The following is a 19,655-nucleotide window of genomic DNA, read 5'->3' on the forward strand; positions in this document are numbered from 1 at the left end:
CCCCCCCGCCCGGCCCGCCCACCCCCCCCCCCCCGCCGCGGGGGCGGGGCGGGCCCGCCCCCCCCCGCTTCCCGAAGAGGCGGTCGCCGTGCTGGCGGCGGCGCGCGCCGTCCTGGTCTCGGATCACGGTGGCGCAGCCGCGGCCCATCCGCAGATCCGTAAGGTGCTGCGCGCCCGCGCCGAACACATCCCGATCGTCTGGGATCCCTCTCCGCGCGGTCCCGTCCCGGTCCCGGGCGCGGCCCTGGTCACCCCCGATCACGCGGCAGCGCTCACCCTGCTGTCCGGGCGGCTCGACGACGGACCCGACCTGTGGAAGCTCGCCAAAGGGTGGGCCGTCGATGCCATCGCGGTGACCCTCGGAACGGAAGGCGCCCTGCTGTGCCTGCGTGCGTCGGGCAAGCGGCTGCGCATCCCGCTTGCGTCCGTGGAAAGGGTGCCGGGTGGCGGTGATGCCTGCGGCGCGGGCGACAGCTTCGCCGTCGCCGCCGCAGTTCGCTTGGCCGAGGGGCGCGGACCGGAGAGCGCGGTGCGCCGTGCGGTGCTCGCGGCAGCCGAGTTCGTCGGGTCGGGCGGCGCCGCGGCGTACTCGGAGAGGGAATCGGTGGCGGTTCGCGAAGAAAACCCTTGTGTGCCAGACGATCACCTCGAAGTTCGAAAACCTGGCGCTACCTCGATGTTCCCGTGGTAACCGAGCCTCGTCATCTCCGAGTCGGACCCGGATGACATACTGGGTCGCAGGTCACCGGCTACCGCCACGATGTGCGCGCGCCGGCCGTTGAGTCAACAGCGGATTCTCGGCCGAACACGCCCACGTACGTGTGATCCCGTCGAAGGGATGGCGGTGATCCGGGTGGCGTCGCGGCCGCAAGCCCCTTGTACCTCGGAGAGGCATTGCACTCATGACTCAACACATGCAGCCCCGCGTGTCCGACGTGCCCGCCGACGGCTCCGTACTGCCCGATCAGCCCTCGGTGGGAAGTTTCCGGTTCTGGTTCGCCAATCGTCGCTGGGAATGGTCGGCCGAGGTGTATCGCATGCACGGCTACCGGCCCGGCGAGATCGAGCCGACGACGGAGTTGTTGCTCGCGCACAAACACCCGGACGACCGCACGCACGTCGCCGAGATCATCGAGCGCGCCGTCGAGCACGGGGAGACCTTCTCGAGCAGGCATCGGTTCATCGACCTGTCCGGCCAGGAACACACCGTGCTCGTCGTCGCCGACCGCATCCTGGACGACACCGGCGCCGCGGTCGGTACCTCCGGCTTCTACGTAGACCTTTCCGGCACCATCGCCGAGGCGCACCAAGCCATGCTCGCCGCCACCCTGCCGGGGCTCTACGAGAATCGCGCGGTGATCGAGCAGGCCAAGGGCGTGCTCATGCGCATCTACCAGATCAGCGCCGATCAGGCGTTCCAGGTCTTGCGCTGGCGTTCCCAGGAGACCAACACCAAGTTGCGCGCGCTCGCCCAGCAATTGATCGCCGAACTCCCGCTCGTGCCGCCGCCACCCGCGGACCTGGTTGCGGCGTTCGACCACATCCTGCTCACCGTCCACCACCGCATACCGCAGGAGTGAGCGTGCGTGGGGCCCGGGCGCACTTCGTTTTCCGGATATCCGGCCGGTCGGACTTCGTCTGTCGCGCTGACATCCACGGTGATGGCTGTCAGGCTCGAGCATGCGATCTTGTGCCGACACCGGCCGCCGGAGGTGCGCATGACCTGTCAGAACGGCGTGGAAGGCATCCGAACCGCGGACGGCCTCCTTCTCCTCACGCACGGTGAACTGGATGCGGCGACCGCCGACGAGTACTTCACCGCGATCACCGATGTCGTCGAAAACTACTGCGACACAACACCGAAACCCACGTCGGTCGTCATCGACCTGTGCGGGGTGCGTTTCCTTTCCTGCGCGGGCGTGCGCATGCTGCTGCGGCTGGCGCGATGGGGCGCGAGAGCGGACGTCACGCTGGGCGTGACCGTGCCCGACGACGGCCCGGTGCGGCGCATCGTGGACGTCCTCGATATCGGACGGAGTGTGCCGGTCGTCGCTTGTCCGGCGCCCGCGGCGCACGGTCGCGCGGTGCGGGCACCCGGGTGCCGGTCGGGCGGGGTCGCGCCGCGGCGGCGTCTCGCCGAGACGCGGGGTGCCGAGAACGCACATTCCAGCCGCCGGCCGTCCGAAATACGAACAAGACCGCCCACGAGCGCTTGAGGCAGCCGTCAGGCGGCTACCCGGCGATCATCGCCTCGTTCACCTGCCGGTGAGCGCGCCGATCGCGGAGAACGGGAATCGAGGAAGCTCATGTCATTGGCGACCGCGAACCACAGGACCGCCACGCCCCGACGGACGCGACGCGGAACAGACAGCTACGACGGCATCGAGCCGTGGCTGGAGAGATTGTCCGCGATGCAGGACAACGATCCCGAACGCCCGCGGTTGCGCGAAGCGATCCTGCGGCGGTGCCTGCCGCTGGCCGAGCACATCGCCCGTCGCTTCGTCGGCCGGGGAGAGAACTACGACGATCTGTACCAGATCGCCGCGGTGGGGCTGGTGCTCGCGGTGGATCGGTTCGATCCGGCGCGGGGACCGTCGTTCCTGTCCTTCGCGGTCCCCACGATCATGGGCGAGGTGCGTCGCCACTTCCGCGATCACAGCTGGGCGGTGCGGGTTCCGCGCCGGATCAAGGAGATCCAGCTGACCATCGGCCCCGCCGTGGAAAGGCTCTCCCAGCGCTTGGAACGGATGCCCACCGCCATGGAGATCGCCGTCGAGCTGAACCTGGACCTGACCGAGGTCACGCAGGCGCTGCTGGCGGGCAACGCCTACTCCGCGAACTCGATCGACGCGGTCGTCGAGGACGACGACACCGGAGGCACCTCGGTGGCGGTCGCGGAGACTTTCGGCGCGGAGGACCCATCCTACGAGCTGACCGACGAGGCATTGGCGATCGCTCCACTGCTCGCCGAACTGCCCGAGCGGGAGCGGCGCGTGCTGCACATGCGCTTCTTCCAAGGGCGGACGCAGGCGCAGATCGCCGCGGTGCTCGGCGTCTCGCAGATGCACATCTCCCGGGTCCTGTCGCGGACACTCGCGGAGCTGCGTGAGCGCGCCATGCGGGACTGACCGCGAGCGCGCTCGAGCGGACCCGCCGCGCGGACGCCTCGGCGTTACGCGCTGAGCGTTGTATGGGGGGATCGTCCGTACGCGCCGCGGTAGGCGGTCGCGAACCGTCCCGGGTGCGCGAAGCCCCATGCCGCGGCGATCGAGGTCACGGTGTGACCGTCGTCGGGCGAGCAGTCGCGCAGCTGTTCGTGTGCCCCGCGCAGGCGAAGCCGCCGCAGATACGCCATGGGCGTGGTGTCCAGATGGCGGCGGAACGCCAGTTGCAGCGCGCGGACGGTGACGTAGGAGGCGGCGGCGATGTCGGCCACGCTGATGTCGTCGCGCACGTGTGCCTCGAGGTACGCCAGCGCGCGCCGCACGGTGTCGGGGTGGGCGTCGTTGCGGTCGCTCGCCGTCGGTTCCAGGTGCGCGGTGCTCGGCAGGGTGTGCAGCACGGTGGCGGCGAGGTACTGCGCGGCGGTGGACGCGATCAGCGGCGCCTCGCTGGCGACGCTGTCCGCGGCGAGACCGCGCATGTGCTCGAGCACACCGGACAACTGCCGCGCCGCCACCGCGGAGACCGGGCGATGTCCCGTCAGGCGCACCGGTTCCAGGTCGTGACCGGGACTCGCGGCGGCGACCCTGGTCAGCAGCTCGGGGTCGAACATCGTGATGCGGTAGCGGGCGTGGTGGATCACACCCGAATACGGCACATCCGGTGGAGTGAGCAGCCCCAGCTCGCCGGGCTGGAAGAAGTCGGTGCCGTCGGCGTAGTTCTCTTCGATCGACCCCGAGTCCACTTCGAACAGGCAGATCTTGCCCAGCGGCTGGGCGACGTAGTTCATGTCGAAGCTCAAGTGGAGATCATCGAGGCTCACCGGACCGAGCATGGTGCGGGTGATGTCCGCCCGCACCGGTACACCAGTGCTGTTCGCGATCCGCATCCTGGTGTAATTGAGATTGAGGAAATCCTCCGTGTCGCCCAAGCTGTCGCTGTGGAAGGCCAATGACTTCATCCTGCGGCACTCCTGCTTTTTCGCATACGGCATCCCGCCCAGCACGTCGTAGAGGAACTGTCGAGCCGCTCTGCTCGGCGTACGGACTGGTCACAACCGTTGTCATGCAGACAGGGAGGCGCGGTTGGTACCACATGGTGCGACGAGATCGATCCGGCGCACACTGCAAAAGGGGATACCCGCTTCGGCTCGGGTTCAACCGTCGGGGGATTCCTACTCTACCGCGCGACGGGACCGGTGGAGCGGTTCGGACGGGCGTGCTGGCGGGGCCGAACAGGCATCGGGTGTTTCGTCCGCACGCCAGCGGCCACCCTGAGCACGAGGGGCGAAGCGCCGCCCTTCTACTGGAACCGTCGGAAAGACGAGGGAGGTCCTATGGTCTCGCAGGACACGATCGCGCAATTGCGCCAGGACATCACCACCGCCGCGGACGCGGGTGACGAGGCGAACGCCGAGCGCCTGCGCCGTGAACTCGCCGAAGCGATCCGGGAAGCCGAGGAGAGCGGCGAGACCGAGCGGCGGTGACCGGTCGGCGGACGCGCGGGCCGGCGCCACCGGCCTGCGCGCCGATCATCCTGCGCTCTCGCGGTTCTCGAGTCCGACGGCGTCGGCGAGTTCGCGGCGGTGACGCAGCAGTTCGGGATGCTCCGAACTGATCTCTCGCATCAGATCGGCCAGTCCGTCGGCGATGGCGTTGAGTTTCTGCTGGACGGCGGCGTCGGAGCGGCTCTGGGTGTTCTGCAGCAACGCGACGAGCAGGAACGTGATGATGGTCGTCGCGGTGTTGATGACCAGTTGCCAGGTGTCGACGCTCGGCAGGACGAAAATCGTCGGCGCCCACACCAGGACCAGGATCACGCAGAAGACGAAGAATCCCGCCTTCGAGGCCAGCGCGCTGGCCGCTGTCGCGAAGCGGTCGAACACCGATAATTTTCCTTTGATGTCCGACGGCATGGTCGCGGGCCTTGCGGCGGCGGGGTTTTCCGTGTGCTGAGCCATAGGAGTCCTCTCGAAAATGCCGATCCAGACGGGTTTCGAGTTACCGCGAGCGGTCCCGCCGAAACGCCGCGGCCCTTCGAGGGGGTGCCGTAGCCCCGGTGCCGCTCGCGGAACCGTTGCCGTCGCCGGTCATTCGTCGGGCTCGTCGCGCGGCGGCAAGTAGGGCTCGTCATCCTCGGGGTGGCCGTGGGCCATGCTGCGCGCTCGCGCGAGTTCGGCGTCGAGTTCCGCGCCGAGCAGTACCGCGATGTTCGAGATCCACAGCCACACGAGGAACACGACGACGCCACCCAGGGAGCCGTAGACCCGGTTGTAGGAGCCGAAGTGGCCGACGTAGAACGCGAACCCCCACGACGCGCCGGCCCAGACCAGGACGGCCAGCGCGCTGCCGGGAGTCAGCCAGCGGAATCCCGGTTGCCGCACGTTCGGCGCCGCCCAGTACAGCAGGGCGAAGACCAGAGCAATCAACACCATCATCACGGGCCATTTGACGATGCCCCAGACCGTGATCGTGGCCTGCCCGAGCCCCAGCCACCGGCCGATCTGCTCGGCCAGCGAACCGCTGACGACGACGCCTACGGTGCAGACGCCCAGCAGGACCACCACCGCGGCGGTCAGGGCGACCCGCACCGGAACGGTCTTCCAGACCGGCCGCCCCTCCGCGATGTCGTAGATGGCGTTGGTCGCGCGCATGAAGGCGCCGATGTAGGCGGAGGCGGTCCACAGCGCCGATGCCAGACCCAGCAGCGCCAGCGGTCCGGCCGGGGTTTGCGCTTCCTCGATGTTGTTCACCGCGTCGACGAGCAGGTCGGTGCCGCTGCCGGGCGCGATCTCGCGCATGGTGTCCACCAGCGCCCTGGTGTCGTCACGTCCCAGCATGCCGAGCCCTGCGGTCAGCACGATCAACCCGGGAAACAGCGACAGCACGCTGTAGTAGGTCAGTGCCGCGGCCCAGTCGGTGAGATTGTCCCGTTGGAACTCGCCGACCGACCGTCTCACCGCGCCCCACCACGATCGCCACGGCAGATCCGCCGGCCCGCGCAGCCGGTGCCGCGCCGCGAATGTCTTCTGCATCTCTTGCGCCACCCTCACACCTCCAGCACGCGGTGGATACCCGCCGGGACGGCCGCGAAACACCTTCGCGGGCAAGGCCATTCGGTACCGCCGGGTCCTCTGGCTGGTGCTGCGCACGGTGCGCGGAGGGCAGAAAATCCGTTGTTTCTCCCACCGCGGAACCGTAAGGTCTCTCGGGTTTGTCCACCGATCGATACGAAGGAGAACCCTCGTGGAACCCGTCACCGAACGCGACATCAGGTCGTCGTTCGTCAATTGTTCGAAAGGCGATGCCAAGCGGCTGCCGGTGCCCAAGGACCTGGACGACCGGCCCTGGGCGGACCTGGACTTCCTCGGCTGGAGCGATCCGTCCTTGCCGGGGCGTGGCTACCTGGTCGTCCCGCAGGACGACCGCTTGGTCGGCGTGGCGCTGCGCTATGCCACCGGCGGCACCGGCCGGGCGCAGATGTGCACGATCTGCCTGACCACCCACACCGGCGGCGGCGTCTCGCTGATGACCGCGCACAAGGCGGGCGAATCAGGGCGCAGGGGCAACTCGGTGGGCACCTACATGTGCACCGATCTCGCCTGCTCGCTGTACGCGCGCAACAAGAAACGGCCCGCGCTCGGCAGTCGGTACCGCGAGGACCTCACGCCCGAAGAGAAGATCGAGCGGGTGCGCGACAACCTGAACACTTTCCTGGCGAAGCTCTACGCCTGATCGCCTTCGCCCATCCACCGCAGCCGCTGCGCTGCCCGCCAGAACGGAGGTAGATGCCATGTGCCGACATTCGACAACCGCACGAACGAGCCACCCCGAGTCGTTGGAACCGAACTCGGGGTGGTCGTGATTCCTCGCCGGTCGAGTCTGCCCGGACCGGCCGGGTCGTCCCGTCCGGCGAGGAATCACGGCTCTGGGTTCGAGCCCTTCGGCTCCTCGCGCGCGGGGTCCCACACCGCGCGCAAGCTCGGAGCGCCGGGAACCAGATCGGGCAGGTCGGGTATCGCGTCGGCTTCGGCGACCAGCGGCGCGATGATCGCCGCGTGCCGCTCACGGGCCAGCCGAGCCGCCTGCCTGCCCGCTTCGGTGACCGAACGGCCCAGTTGTTCCGGTGTGCCGCGCAGGGCGGTCGGCGCGAACCGCACGTCGACGATGACCCCCGCCGCGTCCACGGTCACCTCCACCAGTTTGTCCGCCGACTCGGCCGTGCACCGCACGGCGGACAGCTTGTCGCGCAGCTCCGCCACGTGGGGGCGCTGCTCGGCGAGCGCGTCCAGGATGTGGTCGACCTGGTTGCGGATTCCGCTGTTGGCGGAGCGCAGGCCGTCGCGTTCCCACCGGTCCACCGGCACCGACCTCCTCGAGTCCACGTCGTTCCCGGCCACCGAATCGCGTCCGGGAACGCGGCAGGAATTGTGCGGCACGCAGGACGCGGCCGCACCGCGAACATCCCGGGGCTGGGAAGGATCAGGCCGGTGCGGAGTCGGTTTCGTGCACCGTCAGCCAGCGTGGTCCGCCGGGTTCGTCGGTCGTCAGCACGGCGGTCACCCGGCGACGGGTGACGCTCGCGTCCGTTCGATGCGTCTCCAGGAACCGCACCACCGCGGTGCCGCCGGCCCGCAGGAGTTCCTCGATCTCGGACACGTCGATCGCCAACCCGGGCGAGGAATTGCGCGCACCGCGCAGCCCCGCGAGCAACGCGCCGCGCCCCAGCACTTCGCCACCGATCGTCACCATGCTGAACCGCTCGTGCTGCGCCGCCGCGAACCGCTCGAACACCTCCGCGGGCGCCTGCGATCCGAGCCACGTAGCGAGGTCGGCGTGCAATCGCACGACCGCGTCGACCAGATCCACCGCCATGCGCGGCATCGTACGCGGGCCGCGTCCGGCGGCGGCCACCGTCCGATGTGCTCGCACCACCGGGCGCGGTAGCGTCGGCGGCATGAAGATTCGTGGAGCGGTCCTGGAGCGGATCGCGGCGCCGGCGCCGTTCGCCGAGTCGGCGCCGATCACCGTATGCGACCTGGAGCTGCGCGAGCCGGGGCCGGGAGAGCTGCTGGTGCGGATCGAGGCGGCGGGGATCTGCCATTCGGACCTGTCCGTGGTGGACGGCAACCGGGTGCGGCCGGTGCCGATGCTGCTCGGCCACGAGGCAGCGGGCCGGGTGGAAGCGGTCGGTCCCGGCGACGGCGACATCGCGGTCGGGCAGCGCGTGGTCATGACGTTCCTGCCGCGGTGCGGCGAGTGCGTGGGGTGCGCGACCGACGGCCGCACGCCCTGCGTGCCCGGAAGCGTCGCCAACAACGCGGGCGAATTGCTCAACGGCGGGCGGCGGTTGTCCCGTGCCGGCGCCGACGTGCACCACCACCTGGGTGTCTCCGCTTTCGCCACGCACGCGGTGGTGGATCGCAGGTCGGTGGTGCCGGTCGAGGACGACGTGCCTCCGGAGGTGGCCGCCGTGCTGGGTTGCGCCGTGCTGACCGGCGGTGGGGCGCTGTTGAATTCGGCGCGGCCGGGCGCAGGCGACCGGGTGATGGTCGTCGGCCTCGGCGGCGTCGGTATGGCGGCGGTGCTGGTCGCGGTGTCGCTCGCCGCCGAGGGGCACTCGGTGATCGCGGTCGACACCGTGCCGGAGAAGCTGGCGCTGGCCAGGGAACTGGGCGCGCACGCGGCCTACACTTCGGCCGAGGTCGCCGAGCTCGGTGTGCAGGCCGAGGTGGTGGTCGAGGCCGCGGGCAACGTCCGCGCCTTCGAGACCGCTGTCGCCGCGACGGCTCCCGGCGGCACCACCGTCACGGTCGGACTGCCCGCTCCCGACGCGCGCGCGAGCATTTCGCCGCTGGCCCTGGTCGCCCAGGGGCGTTCCATCGTCGGCAGCTACCTCGGCTCCGCGGTGCCGTCGCGCGACATTCCCGAGTACGTCCGCATGTGGCGGGCGGGACGCCTGCCGGTGGAGCGGCTCGTCTCGGCGCACGTCGGGCTCGACGAGATCAACCGCGCCATGGACGAACTCGCCGCGGGCCACGCCTTGCGCCAGGTCATCGTCTTCGACTGACCCGGTCCGCCGCCGGACTCCGCGTCCGGCGCGAGCGGCTCAGTCGGCGGGCCGGTCCATCCGGTCGACGAATCGTTCGAGCAGGCGGGCGAACTCCGCGCGCTCGGCGGGGGTCCAGTCCGCCATCGCGGCGGCCATGGCGGTGCGCCTGCCCGCTCTTGCCGCGGCCACCGCCCGGTTTCCCGCTGCGGTCAGGCGCAGGACCGACCGCCGTCCGTCGCGCTGATCGGCGACGCGTTCCAGCAGGCCGGCCGACACCGCTTGGGCGACAAGGCGACTGGCCCTCGGCTGATCGACGCCGAGTGCGGGAGCGAGTGCGCCGACCGTGTCGGCCGCGCCGTCGGCCACGGCGTCCAGCGCGCGGAACACGGCGACGGGAATCGCGCCGTCGCTCAGCGCACCGCGCGTCTGCCTGCGCCGGATCCGGACCATCGCCGCTTCGACGGCGACGGTGATCGCGTCGTGCTCGTCCATGTGTTCACTCTGTCATGCCGTGGATTTATATGTAAGAATACATGTAATTGTTGCTCAACATGTATAGGAGTGCTGATGGCCATCCACCGTGGCATCGGGTACTGGCTGGTGGAACTCGATCGACTGATCAACGAGCGCTTCGATGAAGACCTCGCCTCCGGCGGGTTCAGCCGCAGGCGCTGGCAGGTCACGCACTCGCTGGCCGACGGGCCGCAGCGCGCCGACGACATCCGCGACGCGCTCGACACCTTCTGGACCGACGACTCCGAATGGCCCGCCGAACTGGCCGCACTCGTCGCCGACGGACTGGTCCGCGACGACGCCGGCCTGCTGTCGCTGACCGAGCGGGGCCGCCGCACCCACGACGAGGCCTTCGTCCGGATCGCCCGGCGCAGAAAGCAATTGGCGGAAGGGATCAGCGATGAGCAGTTCGCCGAGACCATGCGGATCCTGCAACGAATGGTCGCGAACCTCGGCGGCGTTCCCGACGCGGAGGTCGGGGAGCCGCGGGGGGCGGCGCAATAGGCGGCTGCCTCGCCTTCGCTCGGCCCGGCGCGGATCAAAGACGGACTGCGTCCGGCAGTGTTCATCGAGCGGCCGCCTCGGCTGTGTTCGGACCGGCGTGGGTCGAGGGGTGAAGTCGGGTTGCCGCCCCTTCCCGGTCACCGTCGGGCGGCGGGATCGCGGTCGGCCCGGCCCATTAGGCTGATTCCCGACCGGGAACGGAACGAGGAGGTGCGGTGACCATTCGGGTCGGAGTGCTCGGAGCGCGGGGCAAAGTCGGACAGGCGATCTGCGCGGCGGTGACGGCGGCGGACGATCTGGAACTCGTCGCGGCCGTCGACAAGGACGATCCGCTCGACCAGTTCACCGCGGCGGACACCCAGGTGGTCGTCGACTTCACCCACCCGGACGTGGTGATGGGGAACCTGAAGTTCCTGGTCGAGCACGGCATCCACGCGGTGGTCGGCACCACCGGTTTCGACGAGGCCCGGCTGGCGGAGGTACGCGGCTGGCTGACGGGTCGCCCGGAGGTCGGCGTGCTGATCGCGCCCAACTTCGCCATCGGCGCGGTGCTGTCCATGCGTTTCGCCGAGCAGGCCGCCCGATTCTTCGAATCGGTGGAGGTCATCGAGCTGCACCACCCCAACAAGGCGGACGCACCGTCGGGCACCGCCTACCGCACCGCGGGGCTGATCGCCGCCGCCAGGGACAAGGCGGGCCTCGACCGCAGCCCCGACGCGACGACGACCGAGCTGGAGGGTGCGCGCGGCGCCGACGTGGACGGCGTGCGCGTGCACTCGGTGCGCCTCGCCGGTCTGGTCGCCCACCAGGAGGTGCTGTTCGGCACGCAAGGTGAGACGCTCACCATCCGGCACGACTCCATCGACCGCTCATCCTTCGCCCCCGGTGTGCTGCTCGGCGTGCGGGAGATCGCGAACCGCCCCGGTCTCACCGTCGGACTCGACCCGTTCCTCGACCTGTGAGCGCCCGGCAGCCGGGCCGCGCCGGAGCGCGACCGTGAGCGGCTCGGAGCCGGACGACCGGAAGGGCGGCGGGGAGGTCGTCAAGGTAGTGGCGCCGATCGCGGCGCTCGTCCTGGTGCTCGTCTTCTACTTCCTGCTGCTGGGCCGGATCGCGTTCAGCCTGATCGGTTCCGGCGAGGTGGCCGCGATCGTGATCGGCGTCGGCGTGCTGATCCTGCCGTTGCTCGGCGTGTGGATCGTGGTGGCCACGGTGCGTGCGGCGCTGGCGCATCAGCACCTGGCGCGGCGCATCCACGACGAGGGGCTCGAACTCGACACCTCCGCGCTGCCGCGCATGCCGTCCGGCCGCATCGAACGCGCGGCCGCCGACGAGCTGTTCGCGACGGTCAAGGCGGAGTGGGAGGCCGACCCGGACAACTGGCGCGTCTCCTATCGCCTCGCCCGCGCCTACGACTACGCGGGCGACCGCACCCGAGCCCGCGAGACCATGCGCCGCGCGGTCGCGCTGGAACGGCACGAGCGCGGCGCCGACTGACGCTCGCGCGGGCCGATACCATCGCAAGGTGGCCCGGTTGCTGATCATCCATCACACGCCCTCGCCGCACTGCCAGGCGATGTTCGAGGCCGTGGTATCCGGCGCGACCGATCCGGAAATCGAAGGCGTGGAGGTCGTGCGCCGCGCGGCCCTGTCCCTGTCGCCGACCGACGTGCTGGAGGCCGACGGGTACCTGCTCGGCACCCCGGCCAACCTCGGGTACATGAGCGGCGCCCTCAAACACGGGCTGGATGTCATCTACTACCCCTGTCTCGATTCCACCCGTGGCCGCCCGTTCGGCGCGTACTTTCACGGCAACGAGGGCACCGAGGGTGCGGAGAAGGGCGTCACCTCGATCACCACCGGCCTGGGGTGGGTGAAAGCCGCTGAGTACGTGGTGGTCTCGGGTCAGCCATCGAAGGCCGACCTGGAAGCGTGCTGGGAGCTCGGGGCGACAGTGGCGGCCCAGCTCATGGAATGAGCAGTGGTGTCGCTTCAGCCGAGTTGGGCTCACATTGTGCCTGGGCAGCGCGCCGAAACTGTCGGAGGCCGCCTCTATGCTCCGCCAGATCTCACGCAGCCCCCGTACGCCGCTCCAGGGCTCGCACGATGAGCGCTCGGGCGGCGTCGCCGTAGACGGCCTGGCTGTGTAGCCCGTCCCAGAGCCGTTCGTATAGCTCTAGCTCACTCGGTGCGGTGATGGTGAGTTCGGCGCTGGCGGTTTCGATCAGCGCTTGCCGACGATCGAACAGGTGGAAGCTGCCGGAGAGGTAGACGAACCCGGCTCGCAGCGGGACGACGCCGAAGCCCAGGCGCGGATTCCCGAAGGCCACGTCGAGCAGGTGCCGCAGTTGCCCGGCGGTCACCTTGTCGTCTCCGAGGGTGGTGTGTAGCGCCGCCTCGTGGACCAGCACGACCACCCGCGTGCCGCCGCTGCGCAAGATGTCCTGCCGTGCCATTCGTGCCGCAACGGCGGTGTCCAGATCATCGAGGGTGCCGAGAAATCCGATGCACTGCGCCAGCACCGCACGGGCGTACGGCTCGGTCTGGAGCAGGCCGGGCACGATGGTGGGGTTGTAGATGCGAAGCTGCCGTGTTTCGGATTCGAGTTCTTGACCGCGCTGTTGTCGGCGGGTGTGCCCGGTCGCGGTGATACGCCGCCACTCGGCCCACTGCGCCCGGACGTTGCGCAACGCCGCGACCAGATCGGGTAGCGCTAGCTTCGCGTCACACACCCGGCACCACACCGCCAGGTCCGATTCGCTCGGCATCTGCTTGCCGTGCTCGATGCGGGATGTCTTGGACCAGTGCCACCCGGCAGCGGTGGACAACTGCCGCCCGTCCAGCCCCGCATCTTTGCGCAGCTCTCGAAGTCGTGCTCCAAGAGCCACTTTCGCCCGTGCCGCCCCATTCATCGGTCCGCGTACTCCTCGAACGGAGTCGCCGCCGACCACACCCGGTCGCGGATCGCGACCGCGTGCGCGACGATCACGGGCTCGTCGGTCAGAGCCGCCCCCACCCAGAACCCGCGGGCATCGAACAGGGAGAACGCCACCGCCCGCTCATCGAACAACCAGAAATCCTCCGTGGCCGAGTCGGATGGATCGGCGTAGTGCCGTGCCAGATAGCGGATGTCCTCACCGGCCGCGACATTGTGGCGGCTCAGCGCGAGCAGATACCGCGTGTAGAGCGTGTGTGGCTCGGTGACGATACGGGCACGCCGCACCTCCACCCCGCGCGCCACCGTGGCGGCAACGTGGTTGGTCCAGCCCGAGAACCATTCCCCTCCGGGGTCGGTGGTCTCGTCGGCGCGGAAGGCGGACAGCGACTCGGCTTCCGACTCGCTGGCGTAGTCGTCGTGCGTTTCCAGGTGGAAGGCGGAACGCTGGGCGGTGGCGAACACCGGTCGCAGCTCAGCAGCGCCGTGAAGCAGGCGCATCCGGGCGCACCTCCTGACTGATCGGCACCAACACGGCCGTCTCGTGGGTCGGAATCTGCATGATCGCCAGCGCTTCCGGGTCGGTGACAGGCTCGCCCGTCAGCAGGAATGTCCCGTGCCCGGTGTCGCGCACACCCGATATGCAGGTGCCCGGCTCGGTGAACCACAGCAACTTGTGCGGGATCTCGACGGTGCCCGGATCGTCGGTCAGCCAACCCTGCGCCGCGTAGCGCGGCGGATCGGTCTCGGTGACGTAGAGCCGGGGCGATCCGTCGCCACCGGATTCACCGCCGATGAATCGAACCTTCATGGTGCTGTCCTCTCGTGGCGCGTGTGCGGGCCGAAGTGTGCAACTGTGCGCTGATTCTTCTGTGTTGCTCGGTCTTTGACAACACTTGCGCACTCACGCGCACTTTTCTATCCGAAGGGGGCTTCCCACGCTTAGCGTGCATTTTCAAGCCCCGCCGCCGGGTCGATGCCGAGGCGACAGTCTCGGCACGCTGCCCCCGCTGTGGTGCTGGGGTCGGTGACTACTCCCCGGCGGCGGGTGCCACTAGACGACGGAAGGGGCGGCCGTGGACCTATCCGCGCGACGCGACGACGAAGATGCTCGGAAACTTGGGCTCGCACCGGAAGGCGAGGGCCCGCGCCATCTCCAGCACGACGACGGGTCATGGTCATTCGTCCACCCGGACGGATGGCCGATGGACCCGGACGATTACGCGAAACTCCACGCCCACAGGGCGAATGCCTTCGCCGCCGTGTCATATGTCCCGGTGGACGAAGACCTGCTGCTCGCCGCACGTCGTGGCCTCCTGGAAACCATCGAGGAGGAGCCGATCTCGGTGCGAGACTCGGAGGTCTGAGGATGTGGATCATGCTCGGATGGGTGCTGGTCTTCGCGCTGCCCGGCGCCGTGCTGGTCGCGGTCGTCTGCTGGCCAGAGCGCCTCCCGAAGGACCGGACGGTGGAGGCGATCCGGCAGCGCATCGAGGACGAAGGCGGCTGACTCGCAGCGCCGCCGGGCCGCGCGGTACTTCGACATTCCGCTCCTCGACGCACCGGCCGCCTGCGCCGTCGAGCTGAGACCGGTGTAGACGAGGGTGCGCGGAGCGGGGGTGGGCGGCACCGCGACGGCTGGGAGCAGGCCGCCGTGGTGGTGACTCCGGCCCGCCCGCCAAGGAGGACCTGCGGCGGTGCTGGGAACTGGGCGCCACGCTCGCGGCCGGGCTCATGCCGTGAATCCCCCGAATTCTGGTGTCTGACCACGGCACGCCATTGCCCGGCATACTGTCTGCGATGTTGTCGCGGTGGGGATGTGGACGAGTAGCTCGGGATGGGAGAACCAGGTGACCTGGGCCGAAGGTAGCGAGAACGCCCCGCGCCGGATCGGATTGGTCGAGGACCACGAGTCGGTCGCGATCGGTCTCGCCGCGATGCTTGCGCCGGAAAGGGATCTCGATCTGGTGCTGACCGCGGGCACCGTGCCGGAACTGCTGGCCGCCGCCGACGGCGCGCCGAAGCTCGATCTGGTGGTGCTGGACCTGCGGCTGGCCGACGGGTCCTCGCCCGAGGACAACGTGCGCGCCCTGCGTGACCGCGGCATCGAGGTACTGGTCTTCACCGGCGCGGACAACGCGTTCCTGGTGCGCTCCGCCGCGCGCGCCGGGGTGCTCGGCGTGGTGCGCAAGTCCGAGGACGTGCCGACCGTCGTCGCCGCCGTGCGTCGTGCGGCCAGCGGCGAACAGGTGGTCACCACCGACTGGGCCGCCGCCATCGACGGCGATCCGCAATTGTCGAACGTGGGCCTGAGCCCGCGCCAAGAGGAAGTGCTCACGCTGTACGCGTCCGGGGAGAAGGCCTCCCGGGTCGCGCGGCTGACCGGTCTGTCCGAGCAGACGGTCAACGACTATCTCGGCCGGATCCGCCAGAAGTACGCCGACGCCGGTCGGCCGGCGCCGACCAAGACCGACCTGTACAAGCGGGCGGTGGAGGACGGGTGGCTCCCGGTGCCAGAGCGGCAGCCGCGCGGATGACCGCGTCCAGCATGCTGGACACCCCGTCGCACCCTCGCTCCCTCCCACGCGAACGGCCACGTGCGAGCCGTTGGCGTCGCGGCGTCCTCGCGTTGTCCAGGGAGAAGGCCTCCGAGGGCGCCGCCGATCGGATCCTGCGCCGGTTCGGCTTCGCCATCGGCATCGCTGGCGTGATCGCCGCGATCGTGGAACTGCCCGAGATCGCCGATCAGAGTCGTTTCGTGCCCGTCCGGTGGACGGCCGTCGAGGTGGCGCTGGCGTTCGGGCTCTTCCCGGCGCTCGCGGTCGTCTCGGTCGGGATGAGCACGCGCGTGATCCAGCGGGTGGCCGGTGCGGCGGCGGTGAGCTTCCTCGGGGCCATGGCGGTGGTTCCGCTGGCGTACGCGGTGCCGAATGCCGAAGAGGCGGCTTCGGTGTGGCTGTACCGCGTGCTGGCGTTGGGCGTTCTCGCGGCCGTGCTCGCCTGGCGGCCGCCGCTGGCCGTGACCTACCTGGTGGTGGGCGCGGCGTTCAGCGCACTGGTCAATCTGATCGTGCTGCGGGAGACCACCGCCCTGGCGCTGCTCGGCGATTTCGCCAGGGCGGCCGGGTTGAGCGCGCTGTTCCTGTGGTGCGTGATCTATGCCAGGGCGGCGGCGGCCCGAGTGGATCGTGAGTCGGCGATCGAGAGCAGCCGCGCCGCGGCGGTCGCCGGTGCGGCAGCCAGGGAACGGGAACGCGCGCGATTCGCCGCGCTGATCCACGACGCGGTGCTGTCCACGCTGCTGGACGCTTCCCGGGCCGGGACCGAATCCCCGGTGCTGCGCCGCCAGGCCGAACGAACCCTGGAACAACTCGACGAGTGCCGGGTCGCGGAGACCGAACCCGACCGCTTGGACGCGCAATCCGCCATCGGATTCCTGCGTTCGGCCGTGCACGAGGTGAACCCCGGCATCCGGTTCACCACACGGCGCTGGGCCGGATTCGACGATCTGCACCTGCCGGTGGACGCCGCGAGCACGATCGCGGCCGCGCTGGCCGAAGCCGCGCGCAACAGTCTGCGGCACGCCACCGTCCCCGGGCGCGAGGTGCGCCGGACCGTCACGGTGACGATCAGCGCCGGTGGTATCCGGGTGGTGTTCCGCGACGACGGCGCGGGTTTCGATCTGAGTGAAGTGCCCGTGGATCGGCTCGGCATCTCGGTGAGCATCCTGGGCCGCATGCGTCAGCTCGCCGGTGGCGCCGGGTTCGTGGAGTCGGAGCCGGGCGAGGGGACGACCGTGACGCTGGTGTGGGGCGGAAATGGCTGAGCAGGAAACCGAATTCGGGTTGCGCGATCTGCTCGGGCTCCGCGACCGCGCGGCCTGGCTGTTCCTGACCGTGCTCGAAGCGACCATCGCGCTGTACATGATCAGGAACTTCTCCGAATCGCCGGTGGCAGCCGCCATCGCGGCGCTGGTCGTGCTGGCGCTGGCCGGAGTCGTGGTGGTGGCGGCGCCGACCGATCCGCTGCCGTGGCAGGCGACCGTATTCGTCGCCGCCTCCGGTCCGCTGGCCACCGCCCTGACGTCGTTCGACGTCGAGCACGGTTGGTCCAAGCAGGTGTGGACGGCGTTCGCCGCCTCCTATGTGCTGGCCGTGCTGGTGCTGCGCGGACGCTTGGCCGCGGCCTGGCTCGGCGTCGCCGGCATCGGCGTGGTGATCGCCGTGGTCGGCATGGTGGCCGGTCTGCGGGTGGGTGTCGCCGTCGGCTCGATCGTGCCGGTCGCCACGGTGGCCGGGGTTTCCCTGTTCGCGGCGATCATGCGGCCCACCCAGCGATCGCTGCGGCTGCTGCGCGAGGAAGCGGCCATGCGCGCCGCCGCGGAGGCCGCGATGGCCGCGGAGAACTCCGAACGCACCCGTCAGCTGGCGCGGCTGGACGCGGTCGCTCGCCCGATCCTGGAACGCATTGCCGATGGCGACGAACTCACCGCCGCCGAGCGCGAACAGTGCAGGCTCCTGGAAGCCGAACTCCGCGACGGGCTGCGGGCCCCGCAGCTGGCCACCGACCAGCTCAGCAGCGCCGCCCGCGGCGCCCGCTCCCGCGGCGTGGAGGTGATCCTGCTCGACGACGGCGGTTTCACCGGCGTCCCGCATCAGGTGCGCCAGCAGGTGATCGACGCGGCCACCAGGGAACTGGACGCCGCCAACGACGGCTCGGTCACCGTCCGCATCCTCCCGACCGGCCGCCGCATCCTGGCCACCGTCCTGGCCACCGCGTCCGACCGCGACCGCCGCACCGAGATAGACGCCACCGGCACGATCACGGTATCCACCTGACCTGCCGACGCGGCTCCCACCGCGACGAAACTTGCCGCGCGCTTCCACGGCCCATCTGCGACATCGGAGTCGCTCCATTCCGCGTAGGTTGACCGCTCCAACCCGGTTCTCAGCCACTCCCAATGGCCGACCTGGCCTCAGGCCGTTATCACGTCACGTGACCACACCGGCTCAACCATGTCTTCCGAGCCGAGCCGAGCCGAGCCGAGCCGAGCCGAGCCGAGCCGAGCCGAGCGAGACCGAGCATCGGCCCCTCCGAGTACGTTGATCGCCCGACCCGGTCCCCAGCTATTGCCAACGGATGCTTCCCGGGCCGCGCCGTTGCCACGTCACGTGACCACACCACCTCAACCACCGGTTTCGAGCGAAGCGAGACCGAGCATGCGAACACCCAGCGCCGCAGGCGCTGGAAATCAGACACTGTCGGTGCCTCGTGGCATCGTTGCCTGTCATGCGGAAGATGGGTGCTGCGGCGGCGCGGCGAACGGCATTGGCGGCCCAGGGTTTCGGGGCGCGCAGGCCCGGTCGGATCACGCGGCGGACGGTGCTGGGAGTGCTGGACCGCACGCAACTGCTGCAGCTGGATTCGGTGTCGGCGGTGGTGCGGGCGCATTACGCGCCGGTGTTCAGCCGGATCGGCCCCTACGATCGCACGATCCTGGATCAGGCCGCATGGAGCAACGGCTCGCGGCAGCCCCGGTCGCTCGTCGAGTATTGGGCGCACGAGGCAGCGCTCATCCCGGTCGAGGACTGGCCGTTGCTGCGCTGGCGAATGCGGCGATACGAGCACGGGCGTTGGTCGGGCATGCGCAAGGTGGTCGAGCGCAACCCCACCCTGGGCAAGGACATCCTGGACGTGATCACCGCGGTGGGCCCGGCCACCGCGGGCGAGGTAGAGCGCCACCTGGAGCTGGACAAGCCGCGCCCGAAGGGTTCCTGGTGGAATCTGAGCGATACCAAGATGATCTGCGAGCAACTCTTCGCGGCGGGCGCGTTGTCGGTGGCCACGCGCGTGGGCTTCGCCAGGCACTACGACCTGACCGAGCGGGTGCTGCCTGCGGAGGTGCTGGCCCGCGACGTGGCCGAGCCGGACGCCGTGCGTGAACTCGTGCTGCGCGCCGCCACCGCGCACGGCATCGGCACCGAAGCGGACCTGCGGGACTACTACCGGCTCGAGCGCACTCAGACCGAACCGGCCATCGCCGATCTGGTGGACGCGGGTGAGCTGATCCCGGTGGAGGTGGCGGGCTGGGGGAAACCGGCTTATCTGCGGGCGGGCGCTCCCACGCCGCGCCGCATCGAAGGCGCGGCGCTGCTGTGCCCGTTCGACCCGCTCATCTTCTTCCGCGCCCGCACCGAGCGAATATTCGACTTCCACTACCGCATCGAGATCTACACCCCCGAACACAAGCGGGTGCACGGGTATTACGTCTTCCCGTTCCTGCTCGACGGCGAACTCGTCGGCCGCGTCGATCTGCGGGCGGAACGCGCGAGCGGCCGGTTGTGGGTGCCCGCCGCGTTCGCCGAGCCCGGATACGACACCGCCGCCACCGCGCACGCACTCGGCGGCGCGCTGCGCGAGATGGCCGACTGGCTGGAACTGGACGAGGTCGTCGTCGGCGATCGCGGCAATCTCGCGGCGCTGCTGTAGC

26 protein-coding genes are annotated in these 19,655 nt (G+C 69.8%); 17 read left to right on the forward strand and 9 right to left on the reverse strand.

All coding sequences use genetic code 11. The features are described 5' to 3' along the window. Window positions 1–88: 88 nt before the first annotated feature. From U3653_RS12905 to U3653_RS12920, 4 genes are all read left to right on the forward strand, one after another. Window positions 89–691, forward strand: a complete 603-nt coding sequence (locus tag U3653_RS12905; protein ID WP_324722371.1) for a PfkB family carbohydrate kinase — start codon at window positions 89–91, stop codon at window positions 689–691. Window positions 692–902: 211 nt separating this feature from the next. Beyond that, window positions 903–1,580 carry a PAS and ANTAR domain-containing protein gene (locus tag U3653_RS12910; RefSeq protein WP_435406562.1) on the forward strand — a complete coding sequence of 226 codons (678 nt, stop codon included), beginning with the start codon at window positions 903–905 and terminating at the stop codon, window positions 1,578–1,580. A 6-nt stretch (window positions 1,581–1,586) separates the two neighbouring features. After that, window positions 1,587–2,216, forward strand: a complete 630-nt coding sequence (locus U3653_RS12915; protein WP_195078804.1) for an STAS domain-containing protein — start codon at window positions 1,587–1,589, stop codon at window positions 2,214–2,216. A gap of 90 nt (window positions 2,217–2,306) precedes the next feature. Next, window positions 2,307–3,128: an RNA polymerase sigma factor SigF gene (locus U3653_RS12920; protein ID WP_195078805.1), complete on the forward strand. Its 822-nt coding sequence runs from the start codon at window positions 2,307–2,309 to the stop codon at window positions 3,126–3,128. Between the two features lie 44 nt (window positions 3,129–3,172). Here U3653_RS12920 and U3653_RS12925 read toward each other — a convergent pair whose 3' ends face one another. Continuing rightward, on the reverse strand, window positions 3,173–4,123 hold the full coding sequence (locus U3653_RS12925; protein WP_195078806.1) for a helix-turn-helix transcriptional regulator: 951 nt from the start codon (window positions 4,121–4,123) through the stop codon (window positions 3,173–3,175). Window positions 4,124–4,498: 375 nt separating this feature from the next. Here U3653_RS12925 and U3653_RS12930 point away from each other — a divergent pair, with 375 nt between their 5' ends. Further along, window positions 4,499–4,648, forward strand: a complete 150-nt coding sequence (locus U3653_RS12930; protein WP_195078807.1) for a hypothetical protein — start codon at window positions 4,499–4,501, stop codon at window positions 4,646–4,648. A 45-nt stretch (window positions 4,649–4,693) separates the two neighbouring features. Here U3653_RS12930 and U3653_RS12935 read toward each other — a convergent pair whose 3' ends face one another. Continuing rightward, on the reverse strand, window positions 4,694–5,122 hold the full coding sequence (locus tag U3653_RS12935) for a low affinity iron permease family protein (RefSeq protein ID WP_323124728.1): 429 nt from the start codon (window positions 5,120–5,122) through the stop codon (window positions 4,694–4,696). A gap of 129 nt (window positions 5,123–5,251) precedes the next feature. Next, window positions 5,252–6,196, reverse strand: coding sequence for a YihY/virulence factor BrkB family protein (locus tag U3653_RS12940; protein ID WP_195078808.1), 945 nt, complete (start codon window positions 6,194–6,196; stop codon window positions 5,252–5,254). Between the two features lie 211 nt (window positions 6,197–6,407). On the opposite strand from U3653_RS12940, the gene U3653_RS12945 reads away from it, so the two are divergent. Then, a complete protein-coding gene (locus U3653_RS12945) occupies window positions 6,408–6,896 on the forward strand; it encodes an FBP domain-containing protein (protein WP_195078809.1) in 489 nt (162 codons plus the stop codon). A gap of 185 nt (window positions 6,897–7,081) precedes the next feature. On the opposite strand, the gene U3653_RS12950 is transcribed toward U3653_RS12945, so the two are convergent. Together U3653_RS12950 and U3653_RS12955 are read right to left on the reverse strand one after the other, a co-directional pair. Then, a complete protein-coding gene (locus U3653_RS12950; protein WP_195078810.1) occupies window positions 7,082–7,528 on the reverse strand; it encodes a YbaB/EbfC family nucleoid-associated protein in 447 nt (148 codons plus the stop codon). Between the two features lie 115 nt (window positions 7,529–7,643). Further along, on the reverse strand, window positions 7,644–8,036 hold the full coding sequence (locus tag U3653_RS12955; RefSeq protein WP_195078811.1) for a DUF4440 domain-containing protein: 393 nt from the start codon (window positions 8,034–8,036) through the stop codon (window positions 7,644–7,646). A gap of 82 nt (window positions 8,037–8,118) precedes the next feature. Here U3653_RS12955 and U3653_RS12960 point away from each other — a divergent pair, with 82 nt between their 5' ends. Then, entirely contained in the window at window positions 8,119–9,231 is a 1,113-nt protein-coding gene (locus tag U3653_RS12960; protein ID WP_195078812.1) for an alcohol dehydrogenase catalytic domain-containing protein, read from the forward strand. 39 nt (window positions 9,232–9,270) lie between these two features. On the opposite strand, the gene U3653_RS12965 is transcribed toward U3653_RS12960, so the two are convergent. Continuing rightward, a complete protein-coding gene (locus tag U3653_RS12965; RefSeq protein WP_195078813.1) occupies window positions 9,271–9,705 on the reverse strand; it encodes a MarR family winged helix-turn-helix transcriptional regulator in 435 nt (144 codons plus the stop codon). 75 nt (window positions 9,706–9,780) lie between these two features. On the opposite strand from U3653_RS12965, the gene U3653_RS12970 reads away from it, so the two are divergent. The 4 genes from U3653_RS12970 (at window position 9,781) to U3653_RS12985 (ending at window position 12,208) form a co-directional block, all read left to right on the forward strand. After that, complete coding sequence (locus tag U3653_RS12970; RefSeq protein ID WP_195078814.1) at window positions 9,781–10,230, forward strand: MarR family winged helix-turn-helix transcriptional regulator; 450 nt, start codon at window positions 9,781–9,783, stop codon at window positions 10,228–10,230. Between the two features lie 215 nt (window positions 10,231–10,445). Next, the gene (gene dapB / locus U3653_RS12975; RefSeq protein WP_195078815.1) at window positions 10,446–11,192 is read left to right on the forward strand and encodes a 4-hydroxy-tetrahydrodipicolinate reductase; all 747 of its coding nucleotides are present in this window, start codon (window positions 10,446–10,448) and stop codon (window positions 11,190–11,192) included. Between the two features lie 34 nt (window positions 11,193–11,226). After that, on the forward strand, window positions 11,227–11,727 hold the full coding sequence (locus U3653_RS12980; RefSeq protein ID WP_195078816.1) for a hypothetical protein: 501 nt from the start codon (window positions 11,227–11,229) through the stop codon (window positions 11,725–11,727). 28 nt (window positions 11,728–11,755) lie between these two features. Further along, window positions 11,756–12,208 carry a flavodoxin family protein gene (locus U3653_RS12985; protein WP_195078817.1) on the forward strand — a complete coding sequence of 151 codons (453 nt, stop codon included), beginning with the start codon at window positions 11,756–11,758 and terminating at the stop codon, window positions 12,206–12,208. A 91-nt stretch (window positions 12,209–12,299) separates the two neighbouring features. Here the strand turns inward: U3653_RS12985 and U3653_RS12990 are convergent, their stop codons facing one another. Genes U3653_RS12990 through U3653_RS13000 form a run of 3 tightly spaced genes read right to left on the reverse strand, consistent with a single transcriptional unit; the run spans window position 12,300 to window position 13,976 of the window. Continuing rightward, window positions 12,300–13,142, reverse strand: a complete 843-nt coding sequence (locus tag U3653_RS12990; RefSeq protein ID WP_195078818.1) for a helix-turn-helix domain-containing protein — start codon at window positions 13,140–13,142, stop codon at window positions 12,300–12,302. Further along, the gene (locus U3653_RS12995) at window positions 13,139–13,666 is read right to left on the reverse strand and encodes a DUF6879 family protein (protein ID WP_195078819.1); all 528 of its coding nucleotides are present in this window, start codon (window positions 13,664–13,666) and stop codon (window positions 13,139–13,141) included. The genes U3653_RS12990 and U3653_RS12995 overlap by 4 nt, the downstream gene beginning before the upstream one ends. Beyond that, window positions 13,641–13,976: a hypothetical protein gene (locus U3653_RS13000; RefSeq protein WP_195078820.1), complete on the reverse strand. Its 336-nt coding sequence runs from the start codon at window positions 13,974–13,976 to the stop codon at window positions 13,641–13,643. Before U3653_RS13000 ends, U3653_RS12995 begins: the two co-directional genes overlap by 26 nt. Before the next feature lie 394 nt (window positions 13,977–14,370). On the opposite strand from U3653_RS13000, the gene U3653_RS13005 reads away from it, so the two are divergent. The 6 genes from U3653_RS13005 (at window position 14,371) to U3653_RS13030 (ending at window position 19,654) form a co-directional block, all read left to right on the forward strand. After that, window positions 14,371–14,532 (forward strand): hypothetical protein, encoded by a 162-nt coding sequence (locus U3653_RS13005; RefSeq protein WP_195078821.1) that lies wholly within the window; start codon window positions 14,371–14,373, stop codon window positions 14,530–14,532. 11 nt (window positions 14,533–14,543) lie between these two features. Further along, window positions 14,544–14,675, forward strand: coding sequence for a hypothetical protein (locus U3653_RS13010; RefSeq protein WP_323124729.1), 132 nt, complete (start codon window positions 14,544–14,546; stop codon window positions 14,673–14,675). A gap of 307 nt (window positions 14,676–14,982) precedes the next feature. Further along, window positions 14,983–15,702 (forward strand): DNA-binding response regulator, encoded by a 720-nt coding sequence (locus tag U3653_RS13015; protein ID WP_397069162.1) that lies wholly within the window; start codon window positions 14,983–14,985, stop codon window positions 15,700–15,702. A gap of 92 nt (window positions 15,703–15,794) precedes the next feature. Then, the gene (locus U3653_RS13020; RefSeq protein ID WP_323124730.1) at window positions 15,795–16,991 is read left to right on the forward strand and encodes an ATP-binding protein; all 1,197 of its coding nucleotides are present in this window, start codon (window positions 15,795–15,797) and stop codon (window positions 16,989–16,991) included. Beyond that, entirely contained in the window at window positions 16,984–18,003 is a 1,020-nt protein-coding gene (locus U3653_RS13025) for a DUF8320 family protein (protein ID WP_195078824.1), read from the forward strand. The genes U3653_RS13020 and U3653_RS13025 overlap by 8 nt, the downstream gene beginning before the upstream one ends. Before the next feature lie 451 nt (window positions 18,004–18,454). After that, window positions 18,455–19,654, forward strand: coding sequence for a winged helix-turn-helix domain-containing protein (locus U3653_RS13030; RefSeq protein ID WP_195078825.1), 1,200 nt, complete (start codon window positions 18,455–18,457; stop codon window positions 19,652–19,654). The last annotated feature ends 1 nt before the right edge of the window (window position 19,655 follow it).

Origin of the sequence: Nocardia implantans, from assembly GCF_035544775.1 — a bacterium.
GTDB classification, from domain to species: domain Bacteria; phylum Actinomycetota; class Actinomycetes; order Mycobacteriales; family Mycobacteriaceae; genus Nocardia; species Nocardia implantans.